We start from the raw sequence: 17,381 nt of genomic DNA, 5'->3' as shown, positions 1-17,381 counted from the left end.
ATCAATCAGTTATAAAACACTAAACTGCTTATATTAAATGATTTCTCACTCTTCATCCATACGCAGTACAGCCATGAATGCTTCTTGTGGAACTTCTACTGATCCGACTTGCTTCATTCGTTTTTTACCTTCTTTTTGTTTCTCAAGAAGCTTACGCTTACGAGAAATATCTCCACCGTAACATTTTGCTAATACATTTTTACGAATGGCTTTGATTGTTGAACGTGCTACAATCTTTTGACCAATAGCTGCCTGAATAGGGACTTCAAACTGCTGACGTGGAATCAGCTCTCTAAGCTTCTCTACGATAATCTTACCGCGGTCGTACGCTGAGTCACGGTGCACGATGAAGGACAGTGCATCGACTTTTTCTGCATTTAATAAGATATCCATTTTCACAAGCTTAGATTCTTTGTAACCAATTAATTCGTAATCGAAGGATGCATACCCTTTTGTGTTTGATTTTAATTGATCAAAGAAATCATACACGATTTCAGCTAGCGGAATCTCATACACAATGCTCACTCGATTCGCATCTAAATACTGCATGTCGATGAAGTTACCGCGCTTCTTCTGACAAAGCTCCATAACAGCTCCTACATAATCATTAGGAACCATCATCGTTGCTTTTACATACGGCTCTTCCACTTTTTCAATCTTTTGAGCGTCTGGCATATTAGACGGGTTATCAACAGATACTTTCTCGCCATCCGTCATGTAAACATCGTAGATAACACTTGGTGCTGTTGTAATCAAGTCAATCTTAAACTCACGCTCGATACGCTCTTGGATAATTTCCATGTGAAGCAGGCCTAAGAATCCACAGCGGAAGCCGAATCCTAATGCTTGAGATGTCTCTGGTTCAAATTGAAGGGCAGAATCATTCAGCTCCAGTTTTTCTAAGGCTTCACGTAAGTCATTATATTTTGCTGTATCAATTGGATACAAGCCGCAATATACCATTGGATTTAAACGACGGTAACCTGGTAATGGTTCAGTTGCACCATTTTTAGCAAGCGTAATCGTATCCCCTACGCGTGTATCTCCTACGTTTTTAATAGCAGCTGTTAAATATCCTACATCTCCAACAGATAGTTGGTCTTGTGGAACTGCTTTTGGTGTTAATACACCAATTTCTGTTACTTCAAACTCTTTGCCCGTTGCCATCATGCGAATTTTATCGCCTGTTTTGACCGACCCTTCTACAATACGAATAGATGCAACAACACCACGATACGCATCATAGAATGAATCAAAAATTAAGGCTTTTAAAGGCCCTTCAGGATCGCCTTCAGGAGCAGGTACCTTTTCTACAATTTGCTCTAAAATCTCTTCAATTCCAATACCTGCTTTTGCAGAAGCGAGCACTGCTTCTGAAGCATCTAAGCCAATTACATCTTCCACTTCTTGACGTACGCGTTCAGGCTCAGCACTTGGAAGGTCAATTTTATTAATAACCGGTAAGATTTCCAAATCATTATCTAGCGCTAAGTATACGTTTGCTAATGTTTGCGCTTCAATTCCCTGAGCTGCATCCACTACAAGAATTGCTCCTTCACAAGCTGCAAGACTACGAGACACTTCATATGTAAAATCGACGTGCCCTGGAGTATCAATTAAATGGAAAATATATTCTTCCCCATCTTTTGCTTTATACTTAAGCTGAACAGCATTTAGCTTAATAGTAATTCCACGCTCACGTTCTAAATCCATAGAATCCAAAAGCTGAGCTTTCATTTCGCGCTGCGTAAGCGCATTTGTCTTTTCTAAAATACGGTCAGCTAATGTTGACTTTCCGTGATCTATATGAGCAATAATCGAAAAGTTTCTAATTTTCGACTGTCGGTTTAACTTCGCTTCTCTATCCATCATTTTTTCACTCCTACTGAAAATCGGCAAAATACACTAAAGTAAATTATAACAACACATCAGTCAACATTCAATAAACTTCTCAAAGGAAGGAGAGAGATGAGCTCAATAGTAAAGCAGAGCAGCTTTAATGTATAGCGAAACATTAAGGCTGCTCTGCTTTGTTGTTTTATACAAACAGGTTATGAAAAGCTTCGACTGCTTTTTGCATAACAGCCTGTATGCCGTTAGCTAAGCTTTTTCCGATTGAAGAAAAAAAGTTAAATGCCTTTCGCTCTTCCAGTAGCTTTTGTTTTTCTTCAAGGTCCACAACTCGCTTGTTGCCCATTACATCTGCTTCTACTTCGCCCTCGCTCGTTTTAGAAACTGTAAAAACTTGCTGAATACTAGGGTCATCATACCCTTTCATCTTAATTAGCCCTTGCTGGGCAGTCTGCATCCCTAATAGTACACCGAACAATAACACAACGCTTAGCAGCAGCGACTTCATCATGAATTTCGCCATGAGAATGCTCCTTTCATCTAAACATACCTATTCATTTTCGTAGTATTCATTATGGGATACTTCTTCTTGTTTCATTCACTTTTAATGAGTATAAGATCCAAAGTTTCCTTGATCCACTTCATGGTGAAGAGCTGCGTTCAGCCCTCCAGCTACCACGTTGGCCATCTCTTCTATAAATAAGTCAACTTCTTTTGGTGTAACCATCAAATTATGACCTAACGGCGCTAACACCTCATGAATTAAACGACGCTTTTCTTCATCAGGTAACGTACCAATCATTCCTAAATACGTTTGACGATGTTCTTCGCTTGGTAAATCTTCGTCAGTTAACTGTTTTTTTTCTCCAAACGTCATTCCGGAAGGGATAAGAGACTTCGAAGGCTTGTCTTGTTCATTCATCTCACGTCCAAAATGCTTTAAAATAAAATCAATGGTATCGCTTGTAATTGATACCGCATCAACAACTGTGGGTATACCGATTGCAATTACTGGAATACCTAGCGTTTCATAGCTAATTTCTTTTCGTTTATTTCCAACTCCAGAGCCGGGATGAATACCTGAATCTGAAATTTGAATCGTTGCGTTCACACGTTCGATTGAACGAGCTGCTAAAGCATCAACCGCAATAATAAAGTCAGGTTTTACTTTTTGGACAACACCAAAGATAATATCGCTCGTTTCAATTCCCGTAATCCCCATTACACCAGGTATAATAGCACTTACCGGACGGAACCCTTCTTCTACGCTTTCAGGCTGTAGAGCAAATAAATGACGAGTGATTAATAAATTTTCGACCGTCTTTGGTCCAAGTGCATCCGGAGTAACGCTGCTGTTTCCAAGACCGACTACTAAACAACTTGCATCATCTGGGATATTCAAGCCTTTTATAAAATGATTTAGTTCTTCGGCAAATACTTCTTCCATCTTTTCCTGCTTTTCGGTATCCTGCTCGCGAATTCCAACAGATTCTAGAGTAAGATAGCGACCTTTTTTCTTTCCAATCGTTTGGGCACCTTGTTCAGTTATTTCGACTAAAGATACCTTTACTCCATCGACATCTTTCTCTTTAAAAATAACGCCTTCAAGCTCAGACTGCTTGGCTTGCTTTTCATTGTCTTCAACAGCCATCGTTCTTGCTTCCACGGCTAAATCAGTGCGAATACTATATTGACTTAAGTCTAAGTTTTCATTCATTGCAGACCCTCCTCAGCTATTATCATAGAAGTTAGTTTCACCTCTTGCTAATTAATTCATGCACGAGAGCGATAAAATTCCTTTTAAGTGCTATTGCATTATAGCCGTGGGTTTGATAAAATATCCTTTGTTCTTATTGTAAGAAATGTCGAGTTCTATATAATCTCGATTGTTATAATTTCGGGAGGTGAAACGAATGCCAAACATTAAATCAGCTATCAAACGTGTAAAAACTGCTGAAGCTCGTCGTGCACATAACATCCAAGTAAAATCTGCTATGCGTACTGCTATCAAAAACTTTGAAGCTTTAGTTGAAAACAACGATGTAGATAATGCAAAAGCAGCATACTCTGTTGCTTCTAAAAAATTAGACAAGGCTGCACAAAAAGGTCTTATCCACAAAAACGCTGCAGCTCGTCAAAAATCTCGCTTAGCGCAAAAACTTAACGGTTTATCTGCATAATAAGCGAAAAAACGATCCCTATAGGATCGTTTTTTTTATGTTTTGCTAGACACCAGCTTGCTTTAAGAAAAACAATTGTAAAAGCAATTCTTTGTCTATTTTTCCCGTCTTCATTTCATAATCTGCTTCTGCTAGCTCTTTGATAATGCTACGCAGCAACGGCTCTTCAAATTTTCGACTTTGTTGAAGAGCAATTTTCACTCGAAAAGGATGCACTTTTAACGTTTGTGCAATTTGCTGTTGACTATACCCTTGACCAGAAAGCTGCTTTGTATGATAAATTAAGCGAAATTGTGAAGCTAGTAACGATAGAATTTTGATTGGCTCCTCATTGTTCCGAAGCAAATCTTGATAAATATTTAACGCTTCTTTTAGGTTTTTATTCATAACTGCTTCAATAAGTGTAAAGACATTTTGTTCTAACGTTTTGGCTACAAGCTCGTGTACAACTTCCCGCGTAATGACACCATTATCTCCTACATAAAGCATCATTTTCTCCACTTCATTTGTGATGATCGTAACGTTTAATCCGACAAGCTGCAGCAAGAGCTGCTTAGCATCTTCATCCATTTCCACGTTTCTTTTATGCAATACGTCTTTTATCCACTGCACTAAGTCATGCTCATTAAATTCATTTGCTTCCACATATGTAGCCTGCTTTTTTAACGCTTTTGTTATCTTTTTACGCTCATCTAATTTTTCATAAGGAGCTTGCACGATTAAAGTTGAAAAAGGTGCGGGTTGCTCAAGATAGTCCTGCAATTTACTAACATCGTGTTCTACCTTAGATTTTGATTTTTCTGCCGTTAGAAAAAAAGCATTCTTGGCAATTACCACTCGCTTATCACCTAAAAAAGGCAGCGTTTCAGCATCTTCAATTACTTGTTCAATCGGCGTTTCCTCTAAGTCATATATCGATAAATTAAACTCTTTTTCCTCATCTGATAAGGAATGTTGAATAATTTTATCTCTTGCTTTTTTCATAATAAAAGCATTTAAACCATGTAATAAATAGACGGGTTTTATGTCCTTAGAATTGATAGTTTTCAACGAATCTATTGCCAATTTTTTACGCTCCATTCTATAGTTCTTCACCTTCTATGGTATAGGTGCGACAACGGTTTGGCAAGAATACAAAAAGGAATTGCTAAAAGCAGCAACTCCTCAGTTTATAATAAACACTAACAAATTAAGCCCTAGGTTACTTATTTGTTAATGAGTAAACCCATATAATTATCGTTTACTTTTTTGCCACAAACAATGATTGTTAACTGTTGTCATGTTAGGAAAACGCTTTATATTTTATAGATTTTTTAAAAAACATGGATTATACTGTAAATAGGAGGGGTGGCAATGAATCAATTTGAAGAAAGCGTTCAAAGTAAACGAAACGACGCAGTCGATTCGGCTGTAGGATTTATCGCATCATTTGGATTTTTTACTACCTTATTTATTATCGCAACGGTCATTCACTACTTTGGTTCATAAGTAGCTGCTAATGAATACAACCTTTATTCATTAGTTGAATCGGTAAACGAGATAGAAAATCAGCAACACTTAGCGACTGTCATCTACAGTCGTTTTTTTAACTTGATATAGACTATGGAAGTTGGGGGTAAAAGGTTCCTTTGTTTTTTCGAAATGTATACGTGATTGCACCGTTTTCATCTGTTCGGTAAATCAAAACATCGGCTTCTTGTAACCTTTCAACCACTTCCTCATGAGGATGACCGTAACGGTTCTTTTTACCTGCTGATATGAGAGCAATTTTGGGGTTAAGTGCACGAAGAAACGCAGGTGATGTAGACGATTTACTTCCATGATGTGCAATCTTTAACACATCAGCTTGCAGCGAAGGAATAGTGCGAAGAATCTCATTTTCTCCCGCTTCTTCTAAATCACCTGTAAAAAGCCAGTTGAGTCCTCCAAACTCTGTAAACAAAACAATAGATGAATTATTGCTTGTTGTTTCTGAGCCTGTTGGTGAAAGAATATAAAAAGAAATGTCTCCTTGTTTCCAGTGATCTCCTTTCTGAACATAAGAAATCTCGCTATTCGCTTTCCTTGCTTGCTTGATAATATCTTGTTCTAAATCTGTAAACTGCTTCTTTTTCCCCAGCACCACCTGTTCAATTTTGACTTGATTCAGTAACGTGCTGGCACTTCCACCATGGTCATAGTCGCCGTGCGTAATCAATAACTTATCTACCTTTCGAATTCCTTTTGATTTTAAAACTGGCATGATAACATCCCTTCCCACATCAAACAAATCGCGACGTACTTGCCAATCTTCACTGAAAAACGGAACGCTACCTCCCGTATCAATTAAATAAATCCCTTGCCTATAGGGAAGCTCAATTAACAAGCTATCTCCTTGACCCACGTCAATCATTGTCACTTTCCCATATGGATTTACATACGGAAAAAGACATTGAACCACGAACATTAGGACAGTGACTATGCTAAAAAAAGACGTATATTTCTTGTTTTCCATAGACCATAAAACGCCGTAAATACCTATGTAAAAAAGTCCAACAACCCATAGAGAAAGCTTGCCGGTTGTTATTAAGAACACAGGAGATACATCGTGTAGTAGCTTCAAGAACCATTCGCTCAGTAATAATATATTATTTAGTAGCCATTGACCTATAGTTCCGATGGGTGAAAAGAAAAATGAAGCAATAAATGTGAACAAACAAAGTGGAAGAATGACTGTTGAAAAAAAGGGAACATAAATCATATTAAGAGGAAGGCTTAGTAGCGAAATTTCATAAAAATAAAACAATAACAGCGGTAGCGATCCGAGCTGCGCAACCAACGATACCATCAGTAACTGAGCTATAGTTGAGGTAATTCGCTTTAGAATAATCTGTGTACTAAGCGCAATAAAAAGGGTCACCACAAAAGATAATTGAAATCCCACTTGTAAAATATAAAATGGATTAACAACTACCATTAACAAAAATGCTATTGCTATGCTGTCGGTTAGACTAATCTTTTTTTGATACTGCATGCTAATTAATGCTAACATGCTCATTAACACTGCACGAATAACCGAAGGCGCCCCACCCGCGATAATAGCATACAAAGGAAGAGTTACTAATAAAATGTTTATGGCTAACTGGCGCGTCACCCCCACTCGAATCAGTATATAAAAAAACATAAAGGTCATTAAACCAACGTGAAGTCCTGAAATAGCTAGCAAATGAATAAGCCCGAAACTTTGGTAAAGCTGAAGTAAATCAGAATCGATTTGGTTTCTCTCTCCGTAAATGAGCGCTTGCATAAAAGAAGAAGCTGGCTGAGGAACAGTCTGTTTAAGGTAGTCAATTCCTTTTTGTCGATAGGTAGAAAGGGACTGAATGAGAGATAATCGTTTAGGAGGTTGGCATAAAGAGGTTGTAAAAGTAGATGCTTTAAGATTCCAGTGAATACGCTGAGTATTCATGTATGCTTTGTAGTTAAATGCATTTGGATTTCGCCCTTCTTCAAAAGAAGAAAGTTTGCCTTTTAGCATACATTGGTCATAAATCGTTAGGTTTTGAATCTGTTTAACTTCACTTTCATTTTTCATATAATACGTAACGGATATGTCCTCACCTTGAGTGCTAAAGAAAAAGCGCACTTGGCTTCCGTCAATATCAGGAATAGAAGCGATTTGACCGGTAAATATTGTTTGATTGGAAGAGATAGATGTTTGATGATGAAGTGAAAAAAGATAAAACAACCCAAAAGAAAAACCGCCAACAAGAACACAAAGGACGAAAACATACGGTGGGCACTTCAGGTATAAAAAAACCGCGTAGCTTAGTGCAAATACGAATGTAATCCATGATAGATGATAAGCTAAAAACATGGTTAACATGGAGCTAACTGCTATATATAAATAGAAACCTTTCAAGAAAGCACCTCCCATTCAAAAAAGATAGCTAGACACCAAGTGCCTAGCTTATGAAGGTTGAAACAACGAAAAGGCTTGGTCTTCTAAGCGAGCAATTTCTTTTTTGGAAAGATTACTCTGGTGAAGCTTCTCTAAAATACTGTTTACAAAGCTCCATTTTTCTTGACTGTTTAAATCAATGACAGCTTCGTTTAGCTCGACTTTTTCAAATCTTACCCCTGATTGCTCAAATAATTCAATAGCATATGGGTGATTTTTGTAGTCGTTGGCATAATAAACGGTCTTAATCCCAGCTTGAATAAGTGCTTTGCAACAGTTTAAGCAAGGAAAATGCGTGACATAAACTTCTGCATCTTCTGTTTTAACACCAAATTTAGCACACTGTAACAGAGCATTTACCTCTGCATGAATGGTTCTGACACAATGGTTATCAATGACGTAACAGCCTTCGTCTGCACAATGCACCCCGCCGCTTATTGATCCGTTGTATCCGCCTGCAATAATACGTTTATCTCTTACAATTGTGGCACCTACAGCTAAACGTTCACACGTGCTGCGTAATGCTAATAAATGACTTTGTGCCATAAAGTATTGATCCCACGAAATTCTTGTCATCTTCTACTCCCTACTTTCTTGTCTCGCTATCTAGTACATAGTGTATCGGTTAAAAGGAGATGACGTCAACGCATTCACTAATTTATTGCTATCTCTGCTTTTATTTTCTCCAATGATTTTTCGCCAATTCCTGAGACTTGTAGCAGATCTTCCACTGTTTTAAAAGGACCATTTTCTTCACGATATGTGAGAATCGCTTGCGCTTTTGACGGACCGATTCCATTTAAAGTTTGCAGGTCTTCTAACGTTGCTGTGTTAAGATTCACTACACCGCTGTCACTTTTTTCAACGCTTCCTCCACTAGCAACAGGTACTTGAGGCTCTTGACCAATAGCTGGAATATAGATGACCATTTCATCAGCTACTTTTGTTGCTAAATTTACCTGATTCATGTCCGCTTCTTTCGTAATTCCACTCGCTCTCTCGACAGCATCCTGAACCCTAAGGCCAGCCTCAAGCTCGTATACGCCTGGTTTTTGAACTTCACCTTTCACATCAACAACGATTTGAGTACTTGTAGAATCTTTTTGAGGCACGTCTCTTGTTGAAGAACTACTTTCTTGTTTTTCAGCAAATGGAAAGTCATCTCCAACCTGAGCACTCGTTTCTACCTGGGGAAATAAAACATTTGTATAAATTAAAAACCCACATACAGCTACCGAAATAAAACCCAAAATAATCCAATGTTTTTTCGATAAAGTCATGGTTTCCTCCTTAAGGGATTATGAACTAACGTCATAAATTGATTAATAATCTCATACTGTTTAGAAGAATAGGCTTTTGAAGGAGGGAAGTACAAGTGAATATAGGATTTATTGGAACAGGTAATATGGGGAGAATATTAATTGATGCCTTTATTGAGTCAAAAGCCGTACATCCTTCACAACTAACTATCACAAATCGAACAAAAGGCAAAGCAAAAACGATTCAAAAGCAGCACCAAGAAATTCAGCTGGGAGATTGTGCGGAAGAAGTTGTCCGTTCTTCACAACTTATTTTTATATGTGTAAAACCATTGGATATTCACCCCCTTTTAATAAAAATAAAACCGCTGTTAACGAAAGAACATTGCATTGTATCGATTACAAGTCCAATAAGCGTGGAGCAGCTGGAAAGCATCGTGCCTACCCAAGTAGCACGAATCATTCCAAGCATTACAAATCTTGCGTTGTCAGGCGTATCACTTATGACATATGGCGATCATTGTTCATCTTTTTATCAAAATTACTTAACAAATTTATTTAGCAGCATGTCTAAAACCGTATCAATTCCACAAAACATTACAAGGGTATCGTCGGATATTGTTAGCTGTGGACCTGCTTTTTTCAGCTTCTTGTTACAGAAATTTATTGATGCTGCTGTTCAAGAAACGGAGATTTCAAAAGAAGAAGCAACCATTATGGCTAGTGATATGATTATTGGAATGGGTAAATTACTTGAAAAAGAAATTTTTACGCTCCCTACTTTACAAGAGAAAGTAAGCGTAAAGGGCGGTGTTACAGGAGAAGGAATTAAAGTATTAGAAGAGGAACTTGGAGATATGTTTGTTCGTTTGTTTCAAAAAACACATGAGAAGTTTGATGAGGATATCGAGCTCGTTGAAAAGCAGTTTAATTTTACGTAATCAACATTATTCACCTTCATTCAACAAAATTCCTGCTTTTTTATAAAAAAAAATGAGACTGAGACATAAGTAGTTCAGCCTCTACTATACCTGAACGATTGAGAGTTCATAACTTTTAATCGTTCAGGTTTTTTGGTTGATTATGAAAACAATGTTGAAAACAGGGTGGAATGGAGCGTAGGACACTCGACTCCTGCGGGAAAGAGAGGGAAAACGGAGATCCCGCAGCGCAGCGAGGAAGCTCAGGTTCCTCCCCGCGGAAAGCGAGTGGCCGTAGCGCAATGGAACGAACGTGTTCAGACAAACTAAAGAGATGGGAACAGCTAGTGTTCGTCTTTTAGAAGCAATCATTTTGTTATGTCCCAAACTCATTTTTTTGCAGAGAAGAATATTCTTTCACTACTTTGATGAGGAAACTCGTCTTTAAAATCAGCGCTCACTTCAACAGCTGAAAACCCAGCTTCTGTTAACCACTCTTTATAAGTAGACTCTGATAACGTTCGCTGAATATGAACCTCATCAAATCGGTCGTACGCTTCAATTTCTTCGTCATACACAAAAAATGTCATATCATGCTGAACGCTTTGATTAGCCTCATTATACTCACAGTTCCAAATATACGATACATCATCATCTACATATGAAAATGAATTATCCCCAAAAATATTCTTAAGTTTATGCGTTGAATGGACATCAAATAACAAAAAGCCACCTGGAGCTAAATGTTCATAGACACGCATAAACGTTTCTTTAACTTGTTCATCAGTTTGTAGATAATTAAGTGAATCACAAAAGATAACGATACAATCAAACTCCTGCATCAGCTCAAGTTTTGACATATCTTGTTCATATAGCTTTAACGCGATACCTTCGTTTTGCGCTTTCTCTTGCGCAATCACCAACATATCATCCGATAGGTCAATCCCAGTTACCTCATAGCCTTGTTTGGCTAAACGAATTGACATCTCACCAGTTCCGCACCCTACATCAAGAATAGACAGCTCTTCACCCGGCTTAACTTTACGGGATACAAACTGAATCCATTGGTCATATGGAATGTCCGTCATGAGATGGTCGTATACGTAGGCGAATTGCTTATAGCTGCTCATGATTGTAATTCTTCTTGTAAGTCAACAGAAGGCGCGTCTCCCCACAAGCGCTCTAAATTATAGTAGCCACGATCGTCTTTGTGGAAAATATGAACAACAACATCACCTAAATCCACAAGTACCCAACGTGCTTCATCGTACCCTTCCATACGCTTTACCGTAATTTCATGTTCATGCGCTTGCTCTTTCACTTCCCTTGCAATAGCCTGAACCTGCTTATCAGAATTACCATGACAAATGACAAAGTAATCTGCTACGAGTGAAATCCCTTGCATATTCAATGCAACTAAATCCACTGCTTTTTTATCGTCTGCTGCTTTTACCACAAGTGATAATAAATCGCGTTCATTCATTTATGTTTCCTCCTAGAACTAATTCGTTATAAGTATACAGCGTATCTGGGAAAACTCTTTGATTTTTGCTAATCAAAAAGCTAATCGTATTTTTTAATGCTTGAAGTAGCGCTTTATCTAAGTCTTGCTCTGCAAGCTCTCTTACTTCTTCAACTCCAGGAAACTTGCGACCTGGCTCAATATAATCGGCCACATAAATCACTTTCTCTAAAGACGACATCCCTGGTCTCCCTGATGTGTGATAGCGAATAGCATTTAATATGTCCTCATCCGTTAGCCCCACTTCTTTTTCAACTAAGAATGCACCAACTGGAGCATGCCAGAGCTCTGTATTGGCCTCAAGAAGGTGAACAGACATGCTTTCATTTATAATAATCGCTTTCATTTCTTCTTTTGGTCGAAATTTTGCATAATCATGAAAGATTGCAGCTAATTCGGCTTTTTTTATATCCACATCATATCGCTCGGCTAATTTTACGGCTGTTTCCATGACTCCCAACGTATGAATATATCTTCGTTCTGTTAACTGCTCTCTCACAACAGCTAACGCTTCACTCTGATTCATATAGCTGATTCTCCTCAATATAGTGTTTTACTGATAAAGGCACATAAAAGTCAATAGGACCTTGCACTTTAATACGTTCTCGTATAAATGATGAAGAGATATCCATTTGAGGTGCTTCTACTTCCAGTATTGAATATGGAGATTTCATTTCATATCCAGGCCTCTTCACCCCTACGAATGTCACAAGCTTTTGCAGCTCCTCAATGTTATACCATTTTGGTAAATATTCTACCATGTCTGCCCCGATGATAAAATAAAACTGATTATCTGGGTATGTTTCTTTTAAGATGCACATCGTATCAAATGTATATGATATATCGTTACGTTCGAATTCAATCGACTGAACGCGGAATTTAGAATAACCGTCAGTCGCTAAACTAAGCATATTTAAGCGATGATTGGGATCTATTTCTTGTTTCAAGGTTTTATGAGGCGGAATATGCGAAGGCATAAACCAAATTTCATCTAACTTTAATGAAAACAATACTTCATTTGCCATAATTAAATGTCCGATATGGGGAGGGTTAAACGTTCCACCAAAAATACCAATACGTTTCAAAAAATCATAGCTCCTTTTATCATATTAAGCTTCTCTCAACATGTACATATACCCTATCATACGCGTATGATAGGGTATCCTTTTCTTATCGAGGTAATACGATTTGTTTATTTTCGCGTGACTCTTTATAAAGAATGATAGTGTTACCAATTACTTGTACAACTTGAGCTCTAGCACCTTTAGCCAACTGCTCTGCTACCGTATTACGATCTTCTTCACAGTTTTGTAAAATGCTAACTTTTAATAATTCTCTCGCTTCAAGTGCATCTGAAATTTGTTGAATCATATTTTCATTCACTCCACCTTTACCTACTTGGAAGATTGGTGATAAATGATGTGCTTTTGAGCGTAAAAATCGCTTTTGTTTTCCTTTTAACATAAAAACCTCCATGATGCTTTTACTTTTCAGTAAGTTTCTTTAACACAATTTGTTCCATCTTTTTTTGGTCAGGAACGATACCTGTCCACTTTTCAAAAGCAAGCGCGCCTTGTAATACAAACATACCTACGCCATTATGACAATATGCTTGCTTTTGTTTTGCTTCTTTTAATAACTTAGTTTCTAACGGATTGTAAATAATATCACTAACAATTGTTTCTGGGCGAATATGTTGAATGTCGATTGGCGCATCCTCCACATGAGGATGCATTCCCACAGATGTTGTGTTAATAATGACATCAAATGTGTCTACTTTTTTTTCTGCTTCGTCTAATGTGATGGCTGACGCATTAGCTTGAAATGGCAACTGATCAATTAGGCTCTGTGCTTTTTCAACCGTTCGGTTACATATATAGAAAGAGGAAGGGCTATCTTTATGAGATGCTAGCGTGTAAAAAATTGCTTTAGCCGCTCCTCCCGCACCAATAATTGCAACAGCTTTATCTTTTAATGTGCCCCCTACATGCTGCAGTAGAGATGCCACATATCCATCACCGTCTGTATTATATCCAACATAGCGTCCATTTTGATTCACAACTGTATTAACGGCACCAATTGCTCTAGCTAAAGGGTCCACCTCATCTAAAAGGTCCATGATATCAACTTTATACGGAATCGTCACGTTAAACCCTTTAATCTGCTGCTTTTTTAGCTTTTCAACTTCAACTTTAAAGGAGTCTGGCTCAATTTGAATCGCCTCATAATGAGCGTCTATTCCTAAATTTTCAAACGCATCATTATGCATAAGCGGTGAAAGTGAATGCCCTACTGGATAACCTATTAGTCCATATAACTGCTTCAACCTATTTCCCCTCTTCTTTATATTTAAATTAGTGATTCACGTACAAATACCCCAACACCTTTTGGTGCGTATGCAACTACTTTTGTACCAGGTTCGTTTACCGTCACCCAACCAAGCCCAGAGAACACAATGTCCGTCTTGTCATGCTTGATTGTAAATTCGTGGGCAACAAGCTCAGGAAACTCACTTAGCTGCTCTGGTCTTGGAGGTTGAAGCAACTCTCCCAACTGATTTTCATACAGCGCATCTGCTTTTTCGAGCTTTGTACGATGAATAAGTAACTCGTTTGATACATAGCACGTCAATGATTTACGACCGCCACTTACATAATCTAATCGTGCCAATCCTCCAAAGAACAGCGTCTGTCCTTCATTTAGCTGATAAATTTTAGGCTTAATCTCTTTCTTTGGAGAAATAAGCTTCAAATCGCGCTTATCTACGTAATGTGCCATTTGATGATGATTGATAATACCAGGTGTATCATATAACGATGCGCCATTATCAAGCGGTACATCAATCATATCAAGCGTTGTGCCAGGATATTGAGATGTTGTAATCACATCTTTTTCACCTGTGAATTCTTTAATAATTGCGTTGATAAACGTTGATTTCCCAACATTTGTACAGCCAACAACATAAACATCTTTTCCAAATCGGTAGTGCTCAATAGCTTCAGCAACTTCCTTAATGCCTTGTCCTTTATGCGCACTCATTAAAAAGACATCTACAGGCTTTAACCCAAGATCTTTTGCAGATTTCTTCATCCAGTGAATCAATTTATTTTTCTTCACAGATTTAGGAAGTAAATCCGCTTTATTTCCAACAAGAATGACGTTATTTCCGCCTGCAAAGCGATGTAGACCAGGGAGCCAACTACCGTTAAAATCAAAGATATCTACGACCTTTACGACTAAACCATCCGTTTGGCCAATTCCATTTAGGATTTTCAAGAAGTCGTCATCTGTTAGCGATACGTCTTGAATTTCATTGTAGTGCTTTAAACGAAAACATCTTTGACAAATAATAAACTCTTTTTCAAGTGCAGACTTAGGGGCATAACCAATATCATTTGGACGCTCTGTTTGAATTTCTACCCCACAACCCATGCACTGTAGCTTTTCTTCACTCACTTTTATTCCTCCCAGTTAATCATACCTTTTCTTTTCATCCAAGCTAAAATACGTCGCTCCATTTTACGATTGAATTTTGTAATAAATCCATCCGTTTGCGCAACGGGCACAACTAAAATGGTGTATACACCTAAGCGGTTTCCGCCTAGCACGTCTGTTAAAAGCTGATCTCCGATGACAACTACTTCATCCTTTTGTAGCTCCATATCACGCAGTGCTCGTCTAAATGCTTTTCTCATCGGCTTTCTTGCTTGATGAACAAATGGTAACCCTACAGGATTTGAAAAGAGCTTAACTCTCTTTTCCACATTATTCGATACAATAGTAATCTTAATACCATGTTCTTGCATTAACTTAAACCATTCGATAAGCTCAGGAGTTGCGTCAGGTCTGTCCCACTCAACTAGCGTATTATCTAAATCTGTGATAATCCCCTTTACTCCTCGCTCGATTAACTCCTCAGGCTTAATTTGCAATACACTTTTCACATGTTGGTTTGGTAAAAAAAGTTTTAACACGTATTATGCACCTCAACTATATTAATAACGTTCTAAGAACGATTTCTGCCTATCATTATAACGGGGGATATTCATTTTTCCACCAGTTATTTATATTTAAATACTACTTTTTTCATCAGCTGTTGCTTTTGTTGAAATTTCTGCAGTCAAACTATAATCATATCTTAATTTCACCAAAAAAAGAATAAAATGATTAAAAACAAATGAAAAAACCTTAAAATCTTCGATATTTTCTCAAGAAACTTTTCGACAAATTATGCTAACTGGTATTCTGTGGATAATTTTATTCACATTATCCCTTTCAATAGATTATGCATTATTGGTAATTATAAACAAAATACTCACAGCTTATCCACTTATAGTTGTGGATAACAGAACGATTGTTCTATATTTCAATTCATGATACATTATGAATAAGAATTCTATTGGGACACGAGATACTTCTTAGAATTAAAGCACCTATCTTTTTTATAGGAGGTGGCGGCATTATCATGCGAAAATTATCAGATGAACTGCTTATCGAATCATATTATAAAGCTACACAGTTGCAATTAAGCCCGGAGTTCATTCAGCTGATTGAAAAAGAAATCCAACGTCGGTCATTAAAAATAACAATTCAAATTCCATCTTAACTAATAGAAGAGCCTATTTAAGAGCAGTAAAGCTTGTCTGGTACCGTTCCTACTTGACAAGCTTCCCTCTTCCTTAAATAGGTTCTATTTTTTGCTTAGATAGCGTTAACAAGCTTTACATACGTTCCTGTAATTTTAAGATACCAAAGTTGAATAGTTCTTTACTAGCCTCTCGTTTACGTCTAAAATGAAATTACGACCTTTTCTATCATTATGCTGTATGAGGTCATCCTCTAAAAGGAGTGAGGAACTTGTTGTTATTAGATTATCTTGATCATACAATTAAAAAGATAAAATCCCAATCAGCAAATGCTTTAACATTACTAAATTTAAGCCTTGGTAGCTTTGCCATTTTATTCATTCTACGTGATGAGTTAAAGCTCAGCCTACTGCTTATTTTTCTTGCAGCGCTAGCTGATCGCTTTGATGGGATGGTTGCCCGGAAGTTAAATATTGAATCAGAACTTGGCAAGCAGCTAGATTCCATGTGCGATATTATATCATTTGGTATTGCCCCTGCTCTACTACTATATCAAAGCATTCTATTTAGCTACGGAGCTTCAGGGGCTGTATTCGCCATTGTATATATCGCATGCGGTGCTCTAAGACTAGCACGCTTTAATATTACAGAGAACAACGGTTACTTTACAGGATTGCCCATTACAGCTGCGGGATGTTTATTAACCTTAAGCTACTTATCTGTACCGTACTTACCATCCTACGTTTTTATGTTTTTAACCATTATTTTATCTTTCCTAATGGTGAGCACATTTAAACTAAAGAAAGTATAACAAAAACCTCATGCTCGCATGAGGTTTTTGTTAATCCCAATAGCATCCAAACCAGTAAAAACCGCCGAAAACAAGTAGTAGTACAAATAAAACAACCAGTAACCCTATTCCCCATCCATATCCTCCACCGCCACAAGATGGATAACATGGATAGCTTGGATAACATCCATATCCGCCATATCCATATGACATAGTTGTCACTCCTCACATACGTATTACTCATAATTTATTCAAAAAGATAGCTTATGTATGGGCAGGTGTCCATTGTGTCTGTACTTCTCAAAAAGAATTCTATGAAACTCGCTTGTCTTG

Annotated in this window: 21 protein-coding genes; 5 read left to right on the top strand and 16 right to left on the bottom strand. The window is 37.6% G+C overall.

Annotation, left to right across the window (positions count from 1 at the left end; translation table 11 throughout):
* Positions 1-45 precede the first annotated feature (45 nt).
* From lepA to gpr, 3 genes are all read right to left on the bottom strand, one after another.
* Positions 46-1,872, bottom strand: a complete 1,827-nt coding sequence (lepA, locus tag A2U94_RS01925) for a translation elongation factor 4 (protein WP_025911660.1) — start codon at positions 1,870-1,872, stop codon at positions 46-48.
* 166 nt (positions 1,873-2,038) lie between these two features.
* Positions 2,039-2,374: a DUF3679 domain-containing protein gene (locus A2U94_RS01920; protein ID WP_025911662.1), complete on the bottom strand. Its 336-nt coding sequence runs from the start codon at positions 2,372-2,374 to the stop codon at positions 2,039-2,041.
* Between the two features lie 81 nt (positions 2,375-2,455).
* Positions 2,456-3,568 carry a GPR endopeptidase gene (gpr, locus tag A2U94_RS01915; RefSeq protein WP_062954402.1) on the bottom strand — a complete coding sequence of 371 codons (1,113 nt, stop codon included), beginning with the start codon at positions 3,566-3,568 and terminating at the stop codon, positions 2,456-2,458.
* A gap of 196 nt (positions 3,569-3,764) precedes the next feature.
* On the opposite strand from gpr, the gene rpsT reads away from it, so the two are divergent.
* Positions 3,765-4,031, top strand: a complete 267-nt coding sequence (gene rpsT / locus A2U94_RS01910; protein WP_025911665.1) for a 30S ribosomal protein S20 — start codon at positions 3,765-3,767, stop codon at positions 4,029-4,031.
* A gap of 45 nt (positions 4,032-4,076) precedes the next feature.
* Here rpsT and holA read toward each other — a convergent pair whose 3' ends face one another.
* Positions 4,077-5,111 carry a DNA polymerase III subunit delta gene (gene holA, locus A2U94_RS01905; protein WP_224839995.1) on the bottom strand — a complete coding sequence of 345 codons (1,035 nt, stop codon included), beginning with the start codon at positions 5,109-5,111 and terminating at the stop codon, positions 4,077-4,079.
* Between the two features lie 273 nt (positions 5,112-5,384).
* Between holA and A2U94_RS20380 the strand changes: the two genes are divergently transcribed.
* Positions 5,385-5,519: a YqzM family protein gene (locus tag A2U94_RS20380; RefSeq protein ID WP_025911668.1), complete on the top strand. Its 135-nt coding sequence runs from the start codon at positions 5,385-5,387 to the stop codon at positions 5,517-5,519.
* Between the two features lie 112 nt (positions 5,520-5,631).
* Here the strand turns inward: A2U94_RS20380 and A2U94_RS01900 are convergent, their stop codons facing one another.
* From A2U94_RS01900 to A2U94_RS01890, 3 genes are all read right to left on the bottom strand, one after another.
* A complete protein-coding gene (locus A2U94_RS01900) occupies positions 5,632-7,932 on the bottom strand; it encodes a DNA internalization-related competence protein ComEC/Rec2 (RefSeq protein ID WP_062954400.1) in 2,301 nt (766 codons plus the stop codon).
* A gap of 48 nt (positions 7,933-7,980) precedes the next feature.
* On the bottom strand, positions 7,981-8,547 hold the full coding sequence (locus tag A2U94_RS01895; protein ID WP_025911670.1) for a ComE operon protein 2: 567 nt from the start codon (positions 8,545-8,547) through the stop codon (positions 7,981-7,983).
* 77 nt (positions 8,548-8,624) lie between these two features.
* Positions 8,625-9,251: a helix-hairpin-helix domain-containing protein gene (locus A2U94_RS01890; RefSeq protein WP_061784768.1), complete on the bottom strand. Its 627-nt coding sequence runs from the start codon at positions 9,249-9,251 to the stop codon at positions 8,625-8,627.
* Between the two features lie 95 nt (positions 9,252-9,346).
* On the opposite strand from A2U94_RS01890, the gene comER reads away from it, so the two are divergent.
* Complete coding sequence (gene comER, locus A2U94_RS01885; protein ID WP_025911672.1) at positions 9,347-10,171, top strand: late competence protein ComER; 825 nt, start codon at positions 9,347-9,349, stop codon at positions 10,169-10,171.
* Between the two features lie 368 nt (positions 10,172-10,539).
* Here the strand turns inward: comER and A2U94_RS01880 are convergent, their stop codons facing one another.
* From A2U94_RS01880 to A2U94_RS01845, 8 genes are all read right to left on the bottom strand, one after another.
* A complete protein-coding gene (locus A2U94_RS01880) occupies positions 10,540-11,280 on the bottom strand; it encodes a class I SAM-dependent DNA methyltransferase (protein ID WP_062687312.1) in 741 nt (246 codons plus the stop codon).
* Positions 11,277-11,633 (bottom strand): ribosome silencing factor, encoded by a 357-nt coding sequence (gene rsfS / locus A2U94_RS01875; protein ID WP_025911675.1) that lies wholly within the window; start codon positions 11,631-11,633, stop codon positions 11,277-11,279. The genes A2U94_RS01880 and rsfS overlap by 4 nt, the downstream gene beginning before the upstream one ends.
* Positions 11,626-12,198, bottom strand: coding sequence for a bis(5'-nucleosyl)-tetraphosphatase (symmetrical) YqeK (gene yqeK, locus A2U94_RS01870; RefSeq protein WP_025911677.1), 573 nt, complete (start codon positions 12,196-12,198; stop codon positions 11,626-11,628). The genes rsfS and yqeK overlap by 8 nt, the downstream gene beginning before the upstream one ends.
* A complete protein-coding gene (locus tag A2U94_RS01865; RefSeq protein WP_025911679.1) occupies positions 12,185-12,757 on the bottom strand; it encodes a nicotinate-nucleotide adenylyltransferase in 573 nt (190 codons plus the stop codon). Before A2U94_RS01865 ends, yqeK begins: the two co-directional genes overlap by 14 nt.
* Before the next feature lie 85 nt (positions 12,758-12,842).
* Positions 12,843-13,136 (bottom strand): ribosome assembly RNA-binding protein YhbY, encoded by a 294-nt coding sequence (gene yhbY, locus A2U94_RS01860; protein ID WP_025911680.1) that lies wholly within the window; start codon positions 13,134-13,136, stop codon positions 12,843-12,845.
* A 19-nt stretch (positions 13,137-13,155) separates the two neighbouring features.
* Positions 13,156-13,998 carry a shikimate dehydrogenase gene (gene aroE / locus A2U94_RS01855; RefSeq protein ID WP_025911681.1) on the bottom strand — a complete coding sequence of 281 codons (843 nt, stop codon included), beginning with the start codon at positions 13,996-13,998 and terminating at the stop codon, positions 13,156-13,158.
* Positions 13,999-14,021: 23 nt separating this feature from the next.
* The gene (yqeH, locus tag A2U94_RS01850) at positions 14,022-15,128 is read right to left on the bottom strand and encodes a ribosome biogenesis GTPase YqeH (protein WP_025911683.1); all 1,107 of its coding nucleotides are present in this window, start codon (positions 15,126-15,128) and stop codon (positions 14,022-14,024) included.
* 2 nt (positions 15,129-15,130) lie between these two features.
* Positions 15,131-15,646 (bottom strand): YqeG family HAD IIIA-type phosphatase, encoded by a 516-nt coding sequence (locus tag A2U94_RS01845; protein ID WP_025911685.1) that lies wholly within the window; start codon positions 15,644-15,646, stop codon positions 15,131-15,133.
* 491 nt (positions 15,647-16,137) lie between these two features.
* Between A2U94_RS01845 and A2U94_RS01840 the strand changes: the two genes are divergently transcribed.
* Both A2U94_RS01840 and pssA read left to right on the top strand, forming a co-directional pair.
* Positions 16,138-16,278 (top strand): sporulation histidine kinase inhibitor Sda, encoded by a 141-nt coding sequence (locus tag A2U94_RS01840; RefSeq protein ID WP_025911687.1) that lies wholly within the window; start codon positions 16,138-16,140, stop codon positions 16,276-16,278.
* Positions 16,279-16,529: 251 nt separating this feature from the next.
* On the top strand, positions 16,530-17,069 hold the full coding sequence (gene pssA / locus A2U94_RS01835) for a CDP-diacylglycerol--serine O-phosphatidyltransferase (protein WP_062954399.1): 540 nt from the start codon (positions 16,530-16,532) through the stop codon (positions 17,067-17,069).
* A 30-nt stretch (positions 17,070-17,099) separates the two neighbouring features.
* Here pssA and A2U94_RS21425 read toward each other — a convergent pair whose 3' ends face one another.
* Positions 17,100-17,261: a hypothetical protein gene (locus A2U94_RS21425; protein ID WP_175384220.1), complete on the bottom strand. Its 162-nt coding sequence runs from the start codon at positions 17,259-17,261 to the stop codon at positions 17,100-17,102.
* Between the last annotated feature and the right edge of the window lie 120 nt (positions 17,262-17,381).

Origin of the sequence: Bacillus sp. VT 712 (genome assembly GCF_001614195.1) — a bacterium.
GTDB lineage: Bacteria > Bacillota > Bacilli > Bacillales > Bacillaceae_H > Priestia > Priestia flexa.
The sequence above is the reverse complement of the archived record's forward strand: the minus strand, read 5'-3'. Positions and strand labels throughout refer to the sequence as shown.

Excerpts from the sequence above, each read along its gene's own strand:
- gpr (WP_062954402.1), bottom strand. The coding sequence starts at position 3,568 with ATGAATGAAAACTTAGACTTAAGTCAATATAGTATTCGCACTGATTTA.
- A2U94_RS01880 (WP_062687312.1), bottom strand. The coding sequence starts at position 11,280 with ATGAGCAGCTATAAGCAATTCGCCTACGTATACGACCATCTCATGACG.
- yqeK (WP_025911677.1), bottom strand. The coding sequence starts at position 12,198 with ATGAATCAGAGTGAAGCGTTAGCTGTTGTGAGAGAGCAGTTAACAGAA.
- A2U94_RS01920 (WP_025911662.1), bottom strand. The coding sequence starts at position 2,374 with ATGGCGAAATTCATGATGAAGTCGCTGCTGCTAAGCGTTGTGTTATTG.
- rpsT (WP_025911665.1), top strand. The coding sequence starts at position 3,765 with ATGCCAAACATTAAATCAGCTATCAAACGTGTAAAAACTGCTGAAGCT.
- A2U94_RS01895 (WP_025911670.1), bottom strand. The coding sequence starts at position 8,547 with ATGACAAGAATTTCGTGGGATCAATACTTTATGGCACAAAGTCATTTA.
- A2U94_RS01840 (WP_025911687.1), top strand. The coding sequence starts at position 16,138 with ATGCGAAAATTATCAGATGAACTGCTTATCGAATCATATTATAAAGCT.
- yhbY (WP_025911680.1), bottom strand. The coding sequence starts at position 13,136 with ATGTTAAAAGGAAAACAAAAGCGATTTTTACGCTCAAAAGCACATCAT.
- A2U94_RS21425 (WP_175384220.1), bottom strand. The coding sequence starts at position 17,261 with ATGTCATATGGATATGGCGGATATGGATGTTATCCAAGCTATCCATGT.
- rsfS (WP_025911675.1), bottom strand. The coding sequence starts at position 11,633 with ATGAATGAACGCGATTTATTATCACTTGTGGTAAAAGCAGCAGACGAT.
- A2U94_RS20380 (WP_025911668.1), top strand. The coding sequence starts at position 5,385 with ATGAATCAATTTGAAGAAAGCGTTCAAAGTAAACGAAACGACGCAGTC.
- A2U94_RS01890 (WP_061784768.1), bottom strand. The coding sequence starts at position 9,251 with ATGACTTTATCGAAAAAACATTGGATTATTTTGGGTTTTATTTCGGTA.
- lepA (WP_025911660.1), bottom strand. The coding sequence starts at position 1,872 with ATGATGGATAGAGAAGCGAAGTTAAACCGACAGTCGAAAATTAGAAAC.
- holA (WP_224839995.1), bottom strand. The coding sequence starts at position 5,111 with ATGGAGCGTAAAAAATTGGCAATAGATTCGTTGAAAACTATCAATTCT.